The organism is Streptomyces sp. NPDC048659 (assembly GCF_040650575.1).
Classification (GTDB): domain Bacteria; phylum Actinomycetota; class Actinomycetes; order Streptomycetales; family Streptomycetaceae; genus Streptomyces.
In genome coordinates this window covers 32,478-48,413 of sequence record NZ_JBEZHM010000048.1, presented here as the reverse complement: position 1 = coordinate 48,413, position 15,936 = coordinate 32,478, and the positions used below count along the sequence as shown (strand labels likewise).

At 73.8% G+C, this 15,936-nt stretch carries 19 protein-coding genes; 12 read left to right on the top strand and 7 right to left on the bottom strand.

Going from position 1 to position 15,936, the window contains the following annotated elements; genetic code table 11:
- Positions 1 to 33: 33 nt before the first annotated feature.
- The 4 genes from AB0C99_RS29615 to AB0C99_RS29600 form a co-directional block, all read right to left on the bottom strand.
- On the bottom strand, positions 34 to 408 hold the full coding sequence (locus AB0C99_RS29615) for an ectoine synthase (protein WP_362481427.1): 375 nt from the start codon (positions 406 to 408) through the stop codon (positions 34 to 36).
- A 42-nt stretch (positions 409 to 450) separates the two neighbouring features.
- Positions 451 to 720, bottom strand: a complete 270-nt coding sequence (locus AB0C99_RS29610; RefSeq protein ID WP_362481425.1) for an acyl carrier protein — start codon at positions 718 to 720, stop codon at positions 451 to 453.
- Positions 717 to 2,216, bottom strand: a complete 1,500-nt coding sequence (locus AB0C99_RS29605) for an AMP-binding protein (RefSeq protein WP_362481422.1) — start codon at positions 2,214 to 2,216, stop codon at positions 717 to 719. Before AB0C99_RS29605 ends, AB0C99_RS29610 begins: the two co-directional genes overlap by 4 nt.
- 378 nt (positions 2,217 to 2,594) lie before the next feature.
- Positions 2,595 to 3,050, bottom strand: coding sequence for a MarR family transcriptional regulator (locus tag AB0C99_RS29600; protein ID WP_351668719.1), 456 nt, complete (start codon positions 3,048 to 3,050; stop codon positions 2,595 to 2,597).
- A 129-nt stretch (positions 3,051 to 3,179) separates the two neighbouring features.
- On the opposite strand from AB0C99_RS29600, the gene AB0C99_RS29595 reads away from it, so the two are divergent.
- The 8 genes from AB0C99_RS29595 (at position 3,180) to AB0C99_RS29560 (ending at position 9,168) form a co-directional block, all read left to right on the top strand.
- The gene (locus AB0C99_RS29595) at positions 3,180 to 3,593 is read left to right on the top strand and encodes a multidrug efflux SMR transporter (RefSeq protein ID WP_362481419.1); all 414 of its coding nucleotides are present in this window, start codon (positions 3,180 to 3,182) and stop codon (positions 3,591 to 3,593) included.
- A gap of 113 nt (positions 3,594 to 3,706) precedes the next feature.
- Positions 3,707 to 4,024 carry a multidrug efflux SMR transporter gene (locus AB0C99_RS29590; RefSeq protein WP_046908007.1) on the top strand — a complete coding sequence of 106 codons (318 nt, stop codon included), beginning with the start codon at positions 3,707 to 3,709 and terminating at the stop codon, positions 4,022 to 4,024.
- A gap of 7 nt (positions 4,025 to 4,031) precedes the next feature.
- A complete protein-coding gene (locus tag AB0C99_RS29585) occupies positions 4,032 to 4,520 on the top strand; it encodes a nucleoside deaminase (protein WP_362481416.1) in 489 nt (162 codons plus the stop codon).
- Entirely contained in the window at positions 4,517 to 5,197 is a 681-nt protein-coding gene (locus AB0C99_RS29580; RefSeq protein WP_362481413.1) for a DsbA family oxidoreductase, read from the top strand. Before AB0C99_RS29585 ends, AB0C99_RS29580 begins: the two co-directional genes overlap by 4 nt.
- A gap of 67 nt (positions 5,198 to 5,264) precedes the next feature.
- A complete protein-coding gene (locus AB0C99_RS29575) occupies positions 5,265 to 6,218 on the top strand; it encodes a pseudouridine-5'-phosphate glycosidase (RefSeq protein WP_362481411.1) in 954 nt (317 codons plus the stop codon).
- Positions 6,215 to 6,907, top strand: coding sequence for an HAD family hydrolase (locus AB0C99_RS29570; protein ID WP_362481408.1), 693 nt, complete (start codon positions 6,215 to 6,217; stop codon positions 6,905 to 6,907). Before AB0C99_RS29575 ends, AB0C99_RS29570 begins: the two co-directional genes overlap by 4 nt.
- Positions 6,908 to 6,985: 78 nt before the next feature.
- A complete protein-coding gene (locus AB0C99_RS29565; protein WP_362481405.1) occupies positions 6,986 to 8,377 on the top strand; it encodes an MFS transporter in 1,392 nt (463 codons plus the stop codon).
- Complete coding sequence (locus AB0C99_RS29560) at positions 8,374 to 9,168, top strand: hypothetical protein (RefSeq protein WP_362481403.1); 795 nt, start codon at positions 8,374 to 8,376, stop codon at positions 9,166 to 9,168. Before AB0C99_RS29565 ends, AB0C99_RS29560 begins: the two co-directional genes overlap by 4 nt.
- 116 nt (positions 9,169 to 9,284) lie before the next feature.
- On the opposite strand, the gene AB0C99_RS29555 is transcribed toward AB0C99_RS29560, so the two are convergent.
- Both AB0C99_RS29555 and AB0C99_RS29550 read right to left on the bottom strand, forming a co-directional pair.
- Positions 9,285 to 9,917 carry a phosphoribosylanthranilate isomerase gene (locus AB0C99_RS29555; protein ID WP_362481400.1) on the bottom strand — a complete coding sequence of 211 codons (633 nt, stop codon included), beginning with the start codon at positions 9,915 to 9,917 and terminating at the stop codon, positions 9,285 to 9,287.
- Positions 9,918 to 9,998: 81 nt separating this feature from the next.
- Positions 9,999 to 11,261, bottom strand: a complete 1,263-nt coding sequence (locus AB0C99_RS29550) for a hypothetical protein (protein ID WP_362481397.1) — start codon at positions 11,259 to 11,261, stop codon at positions 9,999 to 10,001.
- Between the two features lie 339 nt (positions 11,262 to 11,600).
- Here AB0C99_RS29550 and AB0C99_RS29545 point away from each other — a divergent pair, with 339 nt between their 5' ends.
- A complete protein-coding gene (locus AB0C99_RS29545; RefSeq protein WP_362481394.1) occupies positions 11,601 to 11,954 on the top strand; it encodes an SAV_915 family protein in 354 nt (117 codons plus the stop codon).
- 14 nt (positions 11,955 to 11,968) lie between these two features.
- The gene (gene lysA, locus AB0C99_RS29540) at positions 11,969 to 13,303 is read left to right on the top strand and encodes a diaminopimelate decarboxylase (RefSeq protein WP_362481392.1); all 1,335 of its coding nucleotides are present in this window, start codon (positions 11,969 to 11,971) and stop codon (positions 13,301 to 13,303) included.
- Between the two features lie 48 nt (positions 13,304 to 13,351).
- On the opposite strand, the gene AB0C99_RS29535 is transcribed toward lysA, so the two are convergent.
- Complete coding sequence (locus AB0C99_RS29535) at positions 13,352 to 14,101, bottom strand: DJ-1/PfpI family protein (RefSeq protein WP_362481389.1); 750 nt, start codon at positions 14,099 to 14,101, stop codon at positions 13,352 to 13,354.
- A gap of 179 nt (positions 14,102 to 14,280) precedes the next feature.
- On the opposite strand from AB0C99_RS29535, the gene AB0C99_RS29530 reads away from it, so the two are divergent.
- Positions 14,281 to 14,916, top strand: coding sequence for an ATP-binding cassette domain-containing protein (locus tag AB0C99_RS29530; RefSeq protein WP_362481387.1), 636 nt, complete (start codon positions 14,281 to 14,283; stop codon positions 14,914 to 14,916).
- Complete coding sequence (locus tag AB0C99_RS29525; protein WP_362481385.1) at positions 14,913 to 15,881, top strand: metal ABC transporter permease; 969 nt, start codon at positions 14,913 to 14,915, stop codon at positions 15,879 to 15,881. Before AB0C99_RS29530 ends, AB0C99_RS29525 begins: the two co-directional genes overlap by 4 nt.
- Positions 15,882 to 15,936 lie beyond the last annotated feature (55 nt).

The window sequence follows — 15,936 nt, the reverse complement described above, 5'->3', positions numbered from 1 at the left end:
CGGTACGGCCCGCCCCGGGGAACGTGGTGCTGCCTAGTACTGGGAGAAGCCGTCCTCGGAGAGTCTGTGCTGCTCCTGGCCCGTGAGCGGCGGGTTGAAGACCGAGATGAGGTGCAGGTCTTCATGCTCGGAGGCGACGAGGTAGTGCGGGTCGTGCTCGTCCAGGACGTAGATCGTGCCCGGGTTGATCTTGAAGACGGTGCCGTCCTTGTGCACGACCGCGCCGGAGCCGGCTATGCAGTAGCACGCCTCCAGGTGGTTGCGGTACTGGAGGGCGGAGTTGGTGCCCTTGCGGACGAGCGTCTTGCAGACCGTGAAGCCCATCTTGTCGGCGTCGGTCAGCAGCCGGTGGCTGGTGCCGTTGCCCCACTCGACCGGGGTGACGTCCTCGAGCGTGCGCGTGAACATGGTGACTCCTCTTAGGGATGTGCGGTTACCTGAAAGGGCCGTTCAGAGGGCGGTGTTGTCCGTGATGGTCTTGGTGATGGCGTCGATCGTGCGAAAGTTGTCCGGCCCGATCTCGATGTCGTCGACGGGCACGCCGTAGGTGGTGGCGATGTACTGGATGAGCTTGACGAGGCCCAGCGAGTCGACGACGCCCGACTCGATCAGCTCGTAGTCGCCGGGGAGGTCCTCGGCGGTGACGTCCTCGCCCTTGAGGTACTTCGTGAGCAGGTGGGCGCGGATCTCTCCGGCGATGTCACGGGTGGCGGCGCTCATGCGCTGATCTCCTCCTTGATCTTGTTGCGGTCCGGCTTGCCGGTCGAGGTGCGGGGCAGCGGGAGCTCGCTGATGCGGACGCTGGACGGGATGGCGTGGCGGGGCAGGTTGGCGCCCGCGTAGGAGCGCAGGGCCAGGGAGTTGAGGCGGGTGCCGGCCCGCTTGGTCAGGCGGGCGTGCAGCCGCACCCCGGCCTCCGGGTCGGGGAGGGCGACGACGGCCGCCTCCTCGACGTCGGGGTGGCCGGCGAGGACGGCCTCGACCTCCTGGAGGTTGGTGCGCACGCCGCGCACCTTGACCTGCCAGTCGGAGCGGCCTTCGAGGACGTACAGGCCGTCCGTGTCCCGGGTGACGATGTCGCCGGTGCGGTAGAAGACCCGGCCCCCCTCGCGGACGGTGAACACGTCCGGGTTGAGGGACTCCTGGAGGTAGCCGGCGGTCTGGAAGGGGGTGTGGACGGCGAGTTCGCCGCTGCCCGCACCGGTGAGGGGCCGGCCCTCGTCGTCGAGGACGACGGCCTCGACACCGGGCAGCGGGCGCCCGATCGGGATCCTGCCGTGCCGCTCGTGGGCGGTGGGCGGGTCGACGGGGTGCAGGAAGCTGTCGTTGGTCTCGGTGCAGCCGTAGACGTTGTGGAAGCGGGCCCGAGGAAACGATTCTGCCGTGCGCCCGAGGAGCTCGCGCGGTACGGCGTCCCCGGTGAGGACGACGTCGCGGACCGCCTCGTGGACGGCTCCGGCGCCCTCGGCGCCCTCGGCGTTCCCGGCGCCCTCGGTGAGCAGGCGGTAGAGCAGGGGCACGCCCTGGACGAAGCTCACCGTGCCGTCGGCGAGCAGCCCGCGCAGATGGGCCCCGTCGGCGGCCTTCTCGCGGTCGACCAGGACGACCCGCGCCCCGGCCCCGAGGAAGGTCCACACGTCGAGCAGGGCGAGGTCGAAGTTGAGCGGCGCGTAGGACAGCGAGCCGTCCCGCGCGGTGATGCCGAACTCCTCGACGGCCCAGGCGGCGAAGGTGTCGAAGGCGTCGGTCCCGATGGGCACCAGCTTGGGCGTCCCGGTGGAGCCGGAGGTGGTCAGGATCAGGCGCGCGGCGGCGGCCTCGGGCCGGGCGAAGCCCTCGGCGGCGGCCTCGTCGCCGGACTGGGCCACGACGGTGAGGGTGCCGTCGGCGGTGGCGGAGAGCCTGGCCGAGACCCGCGCCTGTCGGCAGATCCGGTCCAGCGCCTCCTCGCCGAGTTCGGCGGAGGGGGCGAGCACGACCAGGGGCCGGCCGAAGGCGGCGAGCATCAGGGCGACGGTCGCCGGGTCCTTACGGGCCGGGATGCAGACCGGCCGGTCGTCCGGGAGGTCCGCCGCGCGGAGCCGCTCCGACAGGAGCGCCACCAGCTCGGCGAGCTCCCCGTAGGTCAGCCGCTCGTCGTTGTGTACGAGTGCCGTCAAGGACGGCTGCCGCTCGGCGTGCGCGGCGATGTTCCTGGCAAGGCTGGGCGATGGCACGTTTCCCCCGCATGGTCTGGAAAAGACTGGGCCAAGCACCGTTCGGTCCGTTCGAGTTCTGTTCGATCCCTGTTCGAACCGATCTGCGCCGAACCAGACATTACCGAGTTTCCATGCAGGGTCAAGCATATACCGAGCGGTCGCGTTGTGACCTAGCTCACCGCTTGCACATACAACTAACACTCTAAGTCAAGATCATTAAGGCCGTGCTGCAGGCGTGTGAACGCAGAAAGGCCGCGCCCTTCCGTCTCCGAAGGGAGGAGACGGTGGAGGCGACGGCCTGGCGTTCGGGGAGGGGCGCGGTGCGGGGGCTGGGTGCGGGCGGGGAGGGCGGCGGGAGCGGCGCCGCGGGGACGGGGGCGCGCTCGGGGCGGTCGGTTACGCCGGGCGGGCGCTGCGCAGCGAGGCGACGGTGGCCGCGAGCGCGGGGTCGGACCCCTGCGAGTTGAGGGCCCCGGAGAGCACCTCGGCGTAGGTCGCGCGGGCGGCGACATAGCGGCTGCGGCCCTCGTCGGTGATCACCGCGTAGACCCCCCGCTTATCGGAGGGACACAGGTCCTTGAAGGCGTAACCAGCGCCTTTCAGCCGCTCGACGAGCCGGGTGACCGAGGACTGGCCGAGCCCGATCTTGTCCGCGAGCTCCTGCATCCGCAGCTCGCTGGTGGGAGAGGAGGACAGGTTCTCCAGCGCCCGGTACTCCGACAGGCCGATGCCGTGCCGGCGCTGGAGCGCGTTCGCGAGCTCGCGCTCCACGCGGGCGTGGAGGGTGAGGACGCGGTCCCAGACGGCCTGGTCGGAGGTGGGCGCGGGAGACGTGGTGGTGGCGTTGTTCATGTACCTCTCCTCAAAAGGGGGTTTGACAACAGGTTATATGACCATGCAAGATCCTAGCTAACACAGTGCAGGACCTAGGAGCTTTACAACCCTAAGGTACTTGCACGCACAAACAACAATGGAGGCAAAGTGTCCGCCGAGCAGACACAGAAGAACCAGAACATCGGCTGGGCCTGGCTGCTGTTCTCGTCGCTGTTCGAGATCACCTTCGCGCTCTCCACCGAGGCCACCCACGCCTTCACCCGCCTCGGCCCCTCGCTCCTCACCGCCGCGGCCGCCGCGTGCGGCATCTACACGCTCTCCCAGGCCCTCAAGTACATCGACGTCGGCGTCGGCTACACGGTCTGGGCCGGCATCGGCGGCGTCGGCACCGTCATCTTCGGCACGCTGATCTACGACGAGCCGATGACGATCTGGAAGGTCCTCGCCTTCGTCCTGATCATCGGCGGCGGCACCGCCCTGCGCGTCACGGACAAGATCGCCGCGGACAAGAAGGCCGCCGAGGAGACCGTCGCGGAAGAGCGCGCCACCGCCTCGGTCTGAGCCCCGCGCTCCCGCTCCGCCGCTCCCCCCGCGCCCTCCCCCGCGCGCTCCCCCACGCCCTCCCTCCCCGCCTCCGCCTCCCGCCTCCGCTTCCCATAGAGAGAGCCGCTCCCATGACCTGGGTCTACCTCGGCATCGCCATCGTCTTCGAGATCCTCTTCGCCCTCGGCACCAACGCCACCCAGGGCTTCACCAAGCTGTGGCCCAGCGTGCTGACCCTGCTCGCCGCGGCCGGCGGCATCTACACGCTCTCCCACGCGCTCCTGGAGCTGGACGTGTCGGTCGGCTACACGATCTGGACCGGCATCGGCGGCGTCGGCACCGTCGTCTTCGGCGCGATCATCTTCAAGGAGAAGATCACGCTCGCCCGGCTGCTCTCCTTCGCGTCGATCATCGGCGGCGCGATCATCCTCCGCGTGACCTCCGTCTGAGCCCGCCGTGACGACCGCAGCCAAGGACCACCTGACCAAGCAGGTGGTGGAAGCAGTCCGCATCAGCCGCGAGCACGTCGCCTCCGGCGGCATCCCCTTCTCGGGCATCGTGGTCCGCCACGACGGCCGGGTCCTGGGCACCGGCTTCAACCGCGTCCGCGAGGAGCGCGACGCCTCCGCCCACGCGGAGGTGGTCGCCCTGCGCAACGCCACCCGGCAGCACGGCTCGTTCGCCGTGCACGGCGCCACCCTGATCGCCTCCGGCGAGCCCTGCGCCCTGTGCTACCAGGTCGCCCTGTACTTCGGCGTCGAGCACATCGTCTACGCCGCCGACCGCCGGACGGCCGCCCGCTACGGCTTCGACTACGCCGGCTCGTACGGCATCTACCGTACGGACCCCACCGAGTGGGGCATCAGGACCACCCACCAGCCGGTCGAGGGCCACGAGGTGCCCTTCCAGGAGTACCTGGCCAACCGAGGGAGCGCCCGCACGTGAGCACCGACACCGAGGGCGCGCCCGAGAAGGTGCGGATCCAGGTCTGGTCCGACTACGTCTGCCCCTTCTGCATGCTGGCCGAGAAGCCGCTGGAGGAGGCCGTCGAGGGCCTGGACGTCGAGATCGAGTGGAAGCCCTTCGAGCTCCGCGCCGAGCCCAAGGCCACCCTGCGCCCCGAGGACCCGTACCTGCCCGAGATCTGGAAGCGCGCCGTCTACCCGATGGCCCGCCGCCTGGGCGTGGACATCACGCTGCCCACGGTCTCGCCCCAGCCGTACACCCGACTGGCCTTCGAGGGCTGGCAGTTCGCCGTGGAGCACGGGCTCGGCGACGCGTACAACCAGCGTCTGTTCCGGGCCTTCTTCCAGGAGGACCGGGACCTCGGCCGGCTGGACGTCCTGGTCGGCCTCGCCGAGGAGATCGGGCTCGACGGCCCGGCGTACCGCAAGGCCCTGGAGGACGGCACGTACTACGCGCGCCACCAGGACGCCCTGCGCGACGCCGAGGCGAACCGCGTCCAGGCCGTCCCGACCATCCTCGTCGGCGACACCCGCCTGGAGGGCGTGCCGAGCGCGGCGCAGCTGCGCAAGGCCGTCCTGGACGAGCGCGCGCGGCTCGCCGAGTCCGCCGCGTTCGAGGGCGTGGCCTGCCGCGCCGACGGTACGGGCTGCGCGTAAGGCGGCAGTACGGCAAGCACACAACGAAACGGCACGGCACCGCAGTACGACAGAAAGGGGACCCTTCATGACCACTTCCTCGCACCTTCGTGCGCCGGCATTCGACCCGACCCTGCTCGCCCTCGGCGAGGAGGTGTCGGACGCCCTGGCCGCCGGCAGGCCCGTCGTGGCCCTCGAATCCTCCGTCCTGTCCGGGTTCCCGTACCCGGACAACCTGGCCCTGGCCCGCGAGATGGACGCCGGGATCCGCGCCCGGGGCGCCGTGCCGGCCCGGATCGCGCTGCTCGGCGGCAAGCTGCGGGTGGGCCTGGACGAGAAGCTGCTCGACGAGTTCTGCGCGTACGGGAAGGTGCCGAAGGTCTCCACGCGGGACATCGGCGTCACCCTGGCGGCCGGCGGGCCGGGCGGCACCACCGTCTCCTCCTCGCTGCTCGCCGCGGAGCTGGCCGGGATCCGGGTCTTCGCGGTCGCCGGCATCGGCGGCGTCCACCGCGACGCCCCCACCAGCTTCGACATCTCCACCGACCTCGTCCAGTTCACCCGCACGCGGACCGCGGTGGTGTGCGCCGGGGCGAAGTCGATGCTGCACCCCCAGTGGACCCTGGAGTGGCTGGAGACGGCGGGCATCCCCGTCATCGGCTACCGCTGCGAGGACTTCCCCGCCTACCTGTCGGTCTCCAGCGGGGTGCGCAACCCGCACCGGCTGGACGACCTCGCCGACGTCGCCCGCGCCGCCTGGGCCCACTGGCGGTCCGGCAACGACACCAGCGTCCTCGTGACCCACCCGATCGCCGAGGCCGACGGCATCCCGTCGCAGGAGATCGCCGACGCGCTCGCCACGGCCACCGAGCTCGCCGCCCGCGAGGGCATCTCGGGCCCGGCGGTCACCCCGTACCTGCTCAAGGCGATCGCCGAGGCCACCGAGGGCCGCACGGCCGCGGCCAACGTGTCGGTGCTGAAGTCGACGACCGAGCTCGCGGCCGACTTCGCGGTGCACCTCGCCAAGGAGGAGCAGCGGTGAGCGCGGTCCTCTTCGACCTGGACGGCACCCTGCTCGACACGCCGTCCGCGATCGCCACGACCCTGCACACGACCCTCGCCGAGCGGGGCCGCAGCGCCTCCGAGGCGCGGGTGCGGGCCACGATCGGCCGGCCGCTGGCCGCGTCGTTCGCGGAGCTGACGGAGCTGCCCGAGGACGACGCGGAGGTGCTCGCCTCGGTCGAGCTGTTCCGGCGCCTGTTCCGGGAGCGGGCCGTGCCGCGCGCCCGTGAGCTGGTCTTCCCCGGGGTCCCCGAGCTGCTCGAAGGGCTGCGCGCGGAAGGCCACCGGATCGCCATCGTCACCAGCAAGATCAGGCCGAGCGCGGAGGAACTGCTGCACCCCGCCGGGCTGTACGGGCTGTTCGACGCGGTCGTCTGCCACGGCATGGCCGAGCGCGGCAAGCCGCACCCGGACCTGGCGCTGCTCGCGGCGCGGGAGCTCGGGCGCGGCCCGGAGGCGTGCGTGGTGGTCGGGGACGCCGTCGACGACATGCGGATGGCCCGCTCGGCGGGGATGCGCGCGGTCGGCGTGACGTACGGCGTGGCCGCCGAGGAGGATCTGCACACGGCCGGGGCGCACAGCGTGGTCCACTCCGTGGCGGCGCTCACCGAGGTCCTCGGCACCCTGCCGGCGCCGCCGCCGGCCCCGCACCTGCCCGCACCGCACTAGCCGTCCGCACGCGAAGAGACCAGAACAGACCGGCAGAGATCAGCAGAGACAAGCAGAAACCAGCAGAAACCAGGGGACATGACAGCCACACTCACCTCCTCCACAGCGAAGCGGAGCGCCACGGGAAGCCTGCTGACCATCTCAGCGGCGCAGTTCCTGATCGCCCTCGACTTCTCCGTCATCTTCGTCGCCATGCCCAGCATGGGCGCCGATCTCGATCTGTCCGGCTCGGCCATGCAGTGGGTGGTCAGCGCCTACAGCGTGTTCTTCGCCGGCTTCCTGATCCTCGGCGGCCGGATCGCCGACCGGATCGGCCCGCGCACCCTGTTCATCGCCGCGCTCGCCCTGTTCGGGGTGGCGTCGCTGGCCGGCGGCCTGGCGGCCGGGGCGGCGGTGCTGCTGATCTCGCGTGCCGCGCAGGGCGTGGCGGCGGCGGCGCTCCAGCCCTCGATCCTGGCCCTGCTCAACACGAGCTTCGAGGCGGGCCGGGAGCGCACCCGGGCGATGGCCGTGTGGGGCACGGTGGGCGCCAGCGGTCTGGCCGCGGGTGTCGTGGTGGGCGGTCTGCTCACGACGGTGTCGTGGCGCTGGACGTTCTTCGTGAACCTGCCGTTCGCGCTGATCTGCGTGCTCGCCGCGCCGAAGTTCCTGGGGCAGGCGGACGTGCGCACCCGCAAGCCGCTGAACGTGTTCAGCGCGGTGCTGTGCACGGCGACCGTGCTCGCCTCGGTCTTCGGGCTGACCTTCGCGGCGGGCGACGGCTGGGGAGCGCCGTCGACGCTGATCTCGTTCGGGGCGGCGCTGGCCGGCCTGGTGGTGTTCACGCTGCGCGAGCGCACCAGCGAGGTGCCGCTGATCGAGCGTTCGCTGCGGGGCACCCGCACGCTGCTGGTCGGCTGCGGCGCGACGGCGCTGTACATGGCGAGCGTGGCGGGTGTCGAGTTCTACCTGGTGACGCTGTTCCTGCAGGAGAACCGGGACATGGCGCCGCTGGCGGCGGGCATCGCCTTCCTGCCGCTGGCCGTGTGCATCACGCTCGGCAACATGATCGCGGGCCGGATCATCCCGAAGGTGGGCGTCGGGGTCAGCACCCCGATCGCGTTCCTGGTCGGCGCGGCGGGCCTGGTGCTGCTGGCGCTGGGCGTGCACACCACCTCGTACTGGACCGGGCTGCTGCCGGGCCTGATCGTCTCGGGCCTGGGCCACGGCATGATCTACACCTCGATGTTCGTGGGCGGCACCCGGGACGTGGACGACGCCAACCAGGGCGTCGCGGGCGCCCTCATGACGACCAGTCAGTACGCGGGCGGTGCCCTCGGCGTGGCGGTGCTGGTGATCCTGCTCGGCGACCAGCCGGCGGACTCCCGCTTCCTGCCGGGCTTCCTGGTGGCCGCGGGGATCGCGGCGGTCGGCGCGCTGTGGGGCTGGCGCGGCTTCGCGGGCCTGCGCGGGAAGGACGCCGCCGCATGACCCGCCTGGGCATCCTGGTCATCCACAACGATCCCGTGCCGGAGACCGAGATCTGGCGCGCCGCCCCGGAGGGCACCAGCGTCCACACGGCACGCTTCGAGTGCCCTCGGCTGGACGACGCCGAGTACACGGGCAGCACGGCGCGGCTGCTGGCCGACGCGCCCGACGTGGTCCGCTCGCTGGACTTCCTCGGCCGGCTCGGGGTGGACCGGATCGCGTTCTGCTTCGGCTCGCCGAGCTTCTTCGGGGGCGAGGGCTTCGACGCGGAGTTCGCCGAGGCGGCGGCGGCCCACACGCACGGGACGCCGGTGTTCACCTCGGGGCAGGCGCTCACCGGGGCGCTGGCCGCGGCGGGCGTGCGGCGCCCGCTGGTGGTGATGCCGCCGTGGTTCACCCCGCCGACGCACCGCGCGGCCGAGGCGTACCTGACGGCGCACGGCGTCGAGGAGGTGTTCGTCCACCCCTTCGAGCTGGGCCCGGAGTGGGCGCACATCGCCCCGTACAACGCCTTCGACGAGGGCGCCCGCTGGGCGATCGACGGCGCGGAGGTGCTGCGCCAGACGGTCGCCGCGTTCGAGGCGACGGGCGGGCGCGCGGACGGCGTCCTGGTCCCGGGCAGCGGCTTCCGCACCCAGGAACAGGTGCCGCTCCTGGAGAAGGCGCTGGGCGTCCCGGTGATCACGGCGAACCAGTCGGTCCTCTGGTACGCCCTGCGCGAGGCGCCGGTGCGGCCCCCGACCCCGCCGGGCGCCCTCTTCGCCACGCTGGCTCCCCAGCGGCCCCACCCGTAACCACCCCGGGGCCCCGAACCCCGTGCCCCGGCGCGCCGTCCCCTGCCGCCGGGGCACGGCCATGCGCGCGGGCGGCGCGGCCCGGGGGCGGGGAAGGAACGGACGGCGGCAGGGGTCTAGCCGACGTCCTCCGCCGGCTCCCCCGGCTCCGCCGCCTTCGCCGCCTTGACGAAGTCCCGGATGCGGGCGTGGTCCTTGACCCCCGGGGCGGACTCGACGCCGCTGGAGACGTCGACGCCCCAGGGGCGGGCCCGCCCGATCGCCTCGGCGACGTTGCCGGGGGCGAGGCCGCCGGCGAGGAGCCAGGTGCCCTCGGGGCGGGCGGTGTCGAGGAGGGAGAGGTCCCAGCGGGCGCCGGAGCCCGCGCGGGGCGAGTCGAGCAGCAGCACCTCCTCGCCGTAGGCGCCGACGCGGGTGTCGGGCTTCTCGTTCAGGGAGGTGGCCCGCCACAGGCGGGGGAAGGCGCGGGCGGCCTCGTCGAAGTCGGCCCGGGTGTACGTGCCGTGCAACTGGAGCGCGTCGACGCCGAGTTCGCCCGCCGCGCGGGCGGCGTCGGCGGCGGCCGTGTCGTTGACGACGAGGACGGACCGCACGTGGGAGGGGACGTGCGCGGCGAGCCGCACGGCCGTGTCCCAGTCCAGGCCCCGGACGCTGGTGCCGCTGATCACCAGCCCGACCGCGTCCGCCCCGGCCTCCACGGCCACGTCGATGTCGGCGGTCGTGGCGAGCCCGCACACCTTGACGAACACTGTTACTCCTCCTGCTCCCCTGCTGCTCCCGTTCGGCCGCCGAGCCTACTAGGGGGCCGTCCGGGGCCCGTGCCGTACGGCTCAGGCGTTGCCCGCGCCCTCCGCGTTCCGCGCGTCGCCCGCGTCGCCCGCGTCCCCCGCGTCCTCCTGTCCCTGGAGGTGTTCGTCGGCCGCGTAGGGGTGGACGTAGCGGTCGTCACCGAAGGGGGTGAACCAGGTGCCGAAGCCGAGGACCGGCAGCGCCCCGTCCGCCGCCCCGCCGGGGCCGGGGCCTTCGCCGCCGGTTCCCTCCGGGCCCTCCGGGCCGTCGGCGAACAGCCACTCCACGTCCCCGTCCTCGTACACCCCCGCCGCGAAGTGCTCCAGCGCCGCCGTGACCTCGGCGTCCAGCAGGCCGTACAGGTCGAGGGTGACGTGCGCCTGTTCCAGCAGGAACTTGAGGACCAGTTCCTCCGCCAGGCAGCCGAGCCGGTCGAAGCCGCCGTCGGTGAAGCGGGTGGTGAGGGCGATCGCGGTGACGAGGAAGCGGCGGGCGAACAGCTCGTCGTAGCGGGAGGCGTAGCGGGCGGGCAGCTGGTCCAGGTGCCACAGGTGGCCCTCGCAGCCCGCGACGTCGGTGTCCTCCTCGGCGAGCGCCTGCACGTCGTCGTACAGCTCGTCGATCAGCACCTCCGCCCCGTACACCAGCGCCCCCGCGGCCAGCTCGGCGCCACCGGGGCCCACGACCGGCCCCCCGGCGGCCTCGTCGTCGGCGTCGTCTGCGTCGTCTGCGTCCTCGGCGTCCTCGGCGTCCTCGGCGTCCTCCGCGGGCGCGGCGGCCGCGTCGGCCCCGAAGTCGGCCGGGGTGAACGATCTCAGCCGCGCCGCCATGGCCCGGATCTCGGCCTCGGGGTCGTGCGTCTCCTCCGCCGCCTCGAACGCCTCGTCCGCCTTCAGCGCGTGCTGGGCGCGCCGCACCTGCGGGTCGCTGGGCGGGGCGTCGGGGCCGTCGGCGGCCTCCAGGCTCTCCCGGGCCAGGTCGGTGTGGAGCTTGACCTCGCTGCTCTCCACCGTCCATTCGGCCAGCACCTCGGAGCGGTCGAGCACCTCCTGGGTCACCGAGCCGACCGCGTCCTCCGCGATCTCCAGCGAGGGCGCCTCGACGAACACCTTGAGCACCGCGCCGCCCGGATGGACCCCGACCACGACGTCGAGGACGTCGACCTCCACGCCGTCGGGCCCCTCGACCCCGGCCACGGAGTCGAAGCCCCGCTCCAGCAGCGTCCCGGCCCCGATCCGGCTGAGCTCGTCCAGCTCCGCAGCACCGTCGGCTATGCGCGTTTCCACGGTTACGACGTACGTCACGACGGCAAGGGTGCCAGCTCGCCGGGCGCGGATCGAGGTGATCGCCCAATATCGCGCAATCTCGTCGCCCGCCCGTCCCGGACCGCCGGGCCCGCCCGGCCGAAGCGCCCGTTTCGGGGTGCGTTCCGGATTCGTTCCGGGGCTCGCTCCGGATGCGTTCCGGATGCGTTCCGGGGCTCGTTCGGGGGTTCGTTCCGGGCTCTCTCCTGCGAACGATTCGCGTCAAACCGGCGTCAGGGGCGCGTCAGGGGAGGTCCCGGGCGGACCGGACGGGCGTAGCTTCGAGGTCGGCTCCGGCGCGAACGGCGCCGGGGCGCACGCCCGTTCCCGGGAGGAACCATGACCCACGTCCAGTGCGGCGAGCTGTACGGCGACGATCCCGAGCCTGCTGAACAGGTGCCGGCCGGACGGCTCTGCGTCCCCGTCCGGCCGGTCGCCCACGGCTGCGCGGCCCGCCTCTTCCGGACCCCCGTCGGGGCCCGTACGGCGGTCGCCTTCACGACGCCGGCCCGGCTGCGGGCCGCCCTCGGCGCCGCCCAGCCGTGGACCCCGCTCGCCGAACCCGCGCTCCGGGCGCTGGTCCGCCCGCTGGGCATCGACACCGTCACCGTGGACCCGGCCCTGACACCCCCGCTGCCGGACGCGCCGCAGGTGCCGGACAGGCCGCTCGCCCTTACCCCCTCCGCGTGCTGACGGGCCGGCCCGGGATGACCCTCACACCGCTGCCTCCGGTCGCCGTGCCCGCCGACGGGCTGTCCGTCTGGCCCGCCGGGACCGTAGAGGGGCCCGACGGGCGCCTGTCCGTCGGCGGGGTGCCGCTGGACGAGCTCGCCGAGAGCCACGGCACGCCGCTGTACGTCCTCGACGAGGCCGAGGTCCGCGAGCGCTGCCGCACCTACCGGGACGCCTTCCCCGGCGCCGAGGTCCACTACGCGGCCAAGGCGTTCCTGTGCCGCGCCCTCGCGCACTGGGTCGAGGAGGAGGGGCTCGGCCTGGACGTCTGCTCCGCCGGGGAGCTCGAACTCGCCGTCACCACCGGTTTCCCGCCCGAGCGGATCCTGCTGCACGGCAACGCCAAGTCCCCCGAGGACCTGCGGACCGCGCTGCGGCTCGGCGTCGGGCGGATCGTCATCGACAGCCCCGCCGAGATCGCCCGGATCGCCGCCGCCGTCGCCCCGGGCGAGCGGCAGCGGGTGATGCTGCGGGTCACCCCGGGCATCTGCGCGGGCGGGCACGCCAAGATCCGTACCGGCTCCGACGACCAGAAGTTCGGGCTGTCCCTGCGCGACGGGCACGCCCAGCACGCGATCACCCGGGTCCTCGGCCAGTCCCGGCTGCGGCTGACCGGGCTGCACTGCCACCTCGGTTCGCAGATCACGGACGTCAAGCCGTACCTGGTCGCCGTGCGGCGGCTGGTCGGGCTGATGGCGCGGACCCGGGACGCGCACGGCGTGGTGCTGGACGAGCTCGACCTGGGCGGCGGGCACGGCATCGCGTACCGGCCCGGCGACCCCGCCCTCGACGTGACCGCGCTGGCCCGCCGGGTGCGGGCCGAGCTGGCCGAGAGCTGCGCGGGCGCCGGGCTCCCGGTGCCCCGGCTGCTCGTCGAGCCGGGGCGCGCGGTGACCGGCCCCGCCGGGGTGGCCGTCTACCGGGTGCTCGCCGTCAAGTCGACACCCGAGCGCTTCTTCGTCGCCGTCGACGGCGGCATGAGCGACAACCCGCGCCCCGCGCTGTACGGGGTGCGGTACGCGCCGCGCCTGATCGGGCGCCGGTCCGCCGCCGCCCCGCGCCGGGCGACGGTCGTGGGGCGGCACTGCGAGGCCGGGGACGTGCTCGCGGAGGAGGCCGCGCTGCCCTCGGACGTACACCCCGGAGACCTGCTGGCGGTGCCGGTGGCCGGGGCGTACCACCTGTCGATGGCCTCCACGTACAACCTGGTCGGCCGGCCCCCCGTGGTCGCCGTCGCGGCGGGCACGGCCCGGCTCCTCGTCCGCCGCGAGACCCAGGCGGACCTGCGGGCGCGCGACGTGGGGCTTTAGGGGGGCTTCAAGGGGCCGGGGGCGGGGGGCGCCGCGTGCCTCTCCGCGCTACGCCGGGGTCCAGACCGTCCCTCTGGCCTCGTACTCCAGCATCGTCTCCAGGTCGGTGGCTGTGTCGGAGCCGAGTTCGCGGCGGACCAGCCACAGGGCGAGTTCGAGGCCCGAGGTGATGCCTCCGGCGGTGACGAGGTCGCCGTCGTCGACGACCCGGGCGTTCTTGACCCGTCCGCCCTGGGCCGTCAGGTCGGCCTTCGCCTTGTGGTGGGTGGTGCAGGGGCGGCCCCGGGTGAGGCCCGCCGCCGACAGGAGCATGACGCCGGTGCAGAGCGCGGCGACCGTCAGCCCCGGGCGGACGGCCGCCGCGAGGGCCCGGGGCAGGGTGCCCCGGTCGATCTCGGCCCAGACGCCGGGGCTGTCCCGCCGCGCGTAGCCGCCGCCGGGGACGACCAGCAGGTCGGCCTCCTCGGGAGCCCAGGGCCGCAGGCCCCGGACGGCGGTGCCGTAGGCGGCGGTGACGGAGCGGGCGCCGGTGGCGGAGACGTAACGGACCTCCACCGGGCGGGTGGTGAAGAAGCCCGCGGCCGAGAACACCTCGTAGGGGGCGGCGAAGTCGAGCTCCTCGACGCCGTCGAAGAGCGGGACGTGCACGCGCAGCGGGCGCTCCCTCGGCGGCGCGGCGTCCCGGGCCGGTGCCGGCGCGGCGGTGGCGGGGCCGGCCGCGGCCGTGAGGCCGCCGGTCGCCCCGAGGGCGGCGGTGGCGCCCGCCGCGGTCGTACGGAGTAACTGCCTGCGGTTCATGGGAACTCCTGAGGCTGTCGTGCCGGGTGGGGCGAGTGGTGTTGCCCTGGGAGGAGTCGGGGTCCGGCTCCCCCCGGTTCCGCCCGATCCTCGGGAACCCCCCGGCCCGGCCGCCCGACTTCTCCCCCGCCCCCGCGTGCCCGGCCGGGCCGCGGGCCGGGCGAGAGGCGGGGCGGGGCATGGGCGGACTGGACATACGGATGCGCGGCGTCGGCTGCCGCCACGGGCGCGCCGAGGTGGTCGCCGACGTCGACCTGGAGATCGCGGCGGGCGAGCGGGTCGCCCTCACCGGCACCAACGGCTCCGGGAAGACGACGCTGCTCCGCGCGGTCCTCGGGCTGCACCCCCGGACCAGCGGCGTCATCGAGGTCGGCGGCCGGACGGCCCGCACCCCCGCCGAGTGGGGCGCGCGCCGGCGGGCCTGCGCCTGGATCCCGCAGAAGCCGGCCGCCGGGCGCTTCCCGCTGCGCGGCGACGAGCTCCTGGCCAGCGGCGGCGCTCCCGCCGAGGCGGCCGAGGCGGCGGACCTGCTCGGTGTCGGCGGCCTGACCTCGCGCCCCGTACACACGCTGTCCGGCGGCCAGTTGCAGCGCATGTACCTGGCGCGGGCGCTCGGCTGCGTGGCGGCGGGCGCGCAGGTGCTGCTCGCCGACGAGCCGACCGCCGCGCTGGACTTCGCGGGCCAGGAGGAGGCCGCCGACGTGCTGGCCGCGCTGCCCGTCACGCTCGTCGTGGTCACCCATGACCGGGCCCTGGCCGCGCGCTGCGACCGGGTCCTGGAGATGGCGGCGGGCCGGCTGCGGGAGGTCCGGTGAGCGCCCTCGCCACCGCCAACCTGGGCGCCCTGCTCGATCTGGTGCCGGTGCGGCGGGCCGGGTTCGCGCTGCTGCTCGCGGCCGTGGGGCTGCCGGTGATCGGCGTCGTGATCGTCGGCCTCGACATCATGCCGGTGCGGTTCGCGATGATGCACGTGGCCCTGCTGGGCATCGCGGTCGGCCTGCTCACCGGGCTCGACCCGATGCTGTGCGCGCTGGTCGCCTGCGCGCTGTCGGGCGCTGGTGTGGCGCCGCTGGCCCGCACCCCGGACGGACTCTCGGGCGCGATGGGGCTGTTGATGAGCCTGGCCATCGCGGGCGCGCTGCTCGTGCTCGCCGTGTCGGGCGTCAACGCGTCCGGCGCGTTCGCCCTGTTGTGGGGGTCGATCCTGTCCGTCGGCACGGCCGACCTCGTGGTCCTGGCGGCGCTGGCCGTGACCGTCCCGGCACTGCTGTGGTGGCGGCGGCGGGAGGTGGCGCTGCTGCTGTACGACCGGGAGCTCGCGCAGTGTTCGGGCGTCCCGGTCCGGCTGCTGACCACGGCGCTCCTGGTGCTCGTCGCGGTCGCGGTCGCCGGGGCGATCAAGCTCACCGGCGCCCTGCTCGTCGACGCCCTCACCCTGCTGCCCGCGCTCGCCGCGCGGCGCCTGGGCCGCTCGCTGCGGTCGATCGTGCTGTGGGCGGTCGGCATCGGCGTCGGCGTCAATCTGACGGGCTTCCTGCTGGCCCTGTGGCTGGACTGGCCACCGGGCCCGGTCCTGGTCCTGACGGCGGGGGCCGTGGTGCTCGCCGTCCATCTCATCCCCGAACGGAGAATCCGCCCATGGCGCGCTGCCGCGTCCGAACCACCGCCGTCCCCTCCCCCCGCTCCCCCGGCTCCCCTCTCCTCCTCCGCCTCCGGCTCCCCGACCGACAGGACCGCTCCGCCCGCCCGGTCCACGCGGTCGTTCCCGTTCTCGCACTGAGCGCGGCCCTGGTCCTGACCGGCTGCGGCGCGTCCAAGCCGGCTCCCGACCGCGC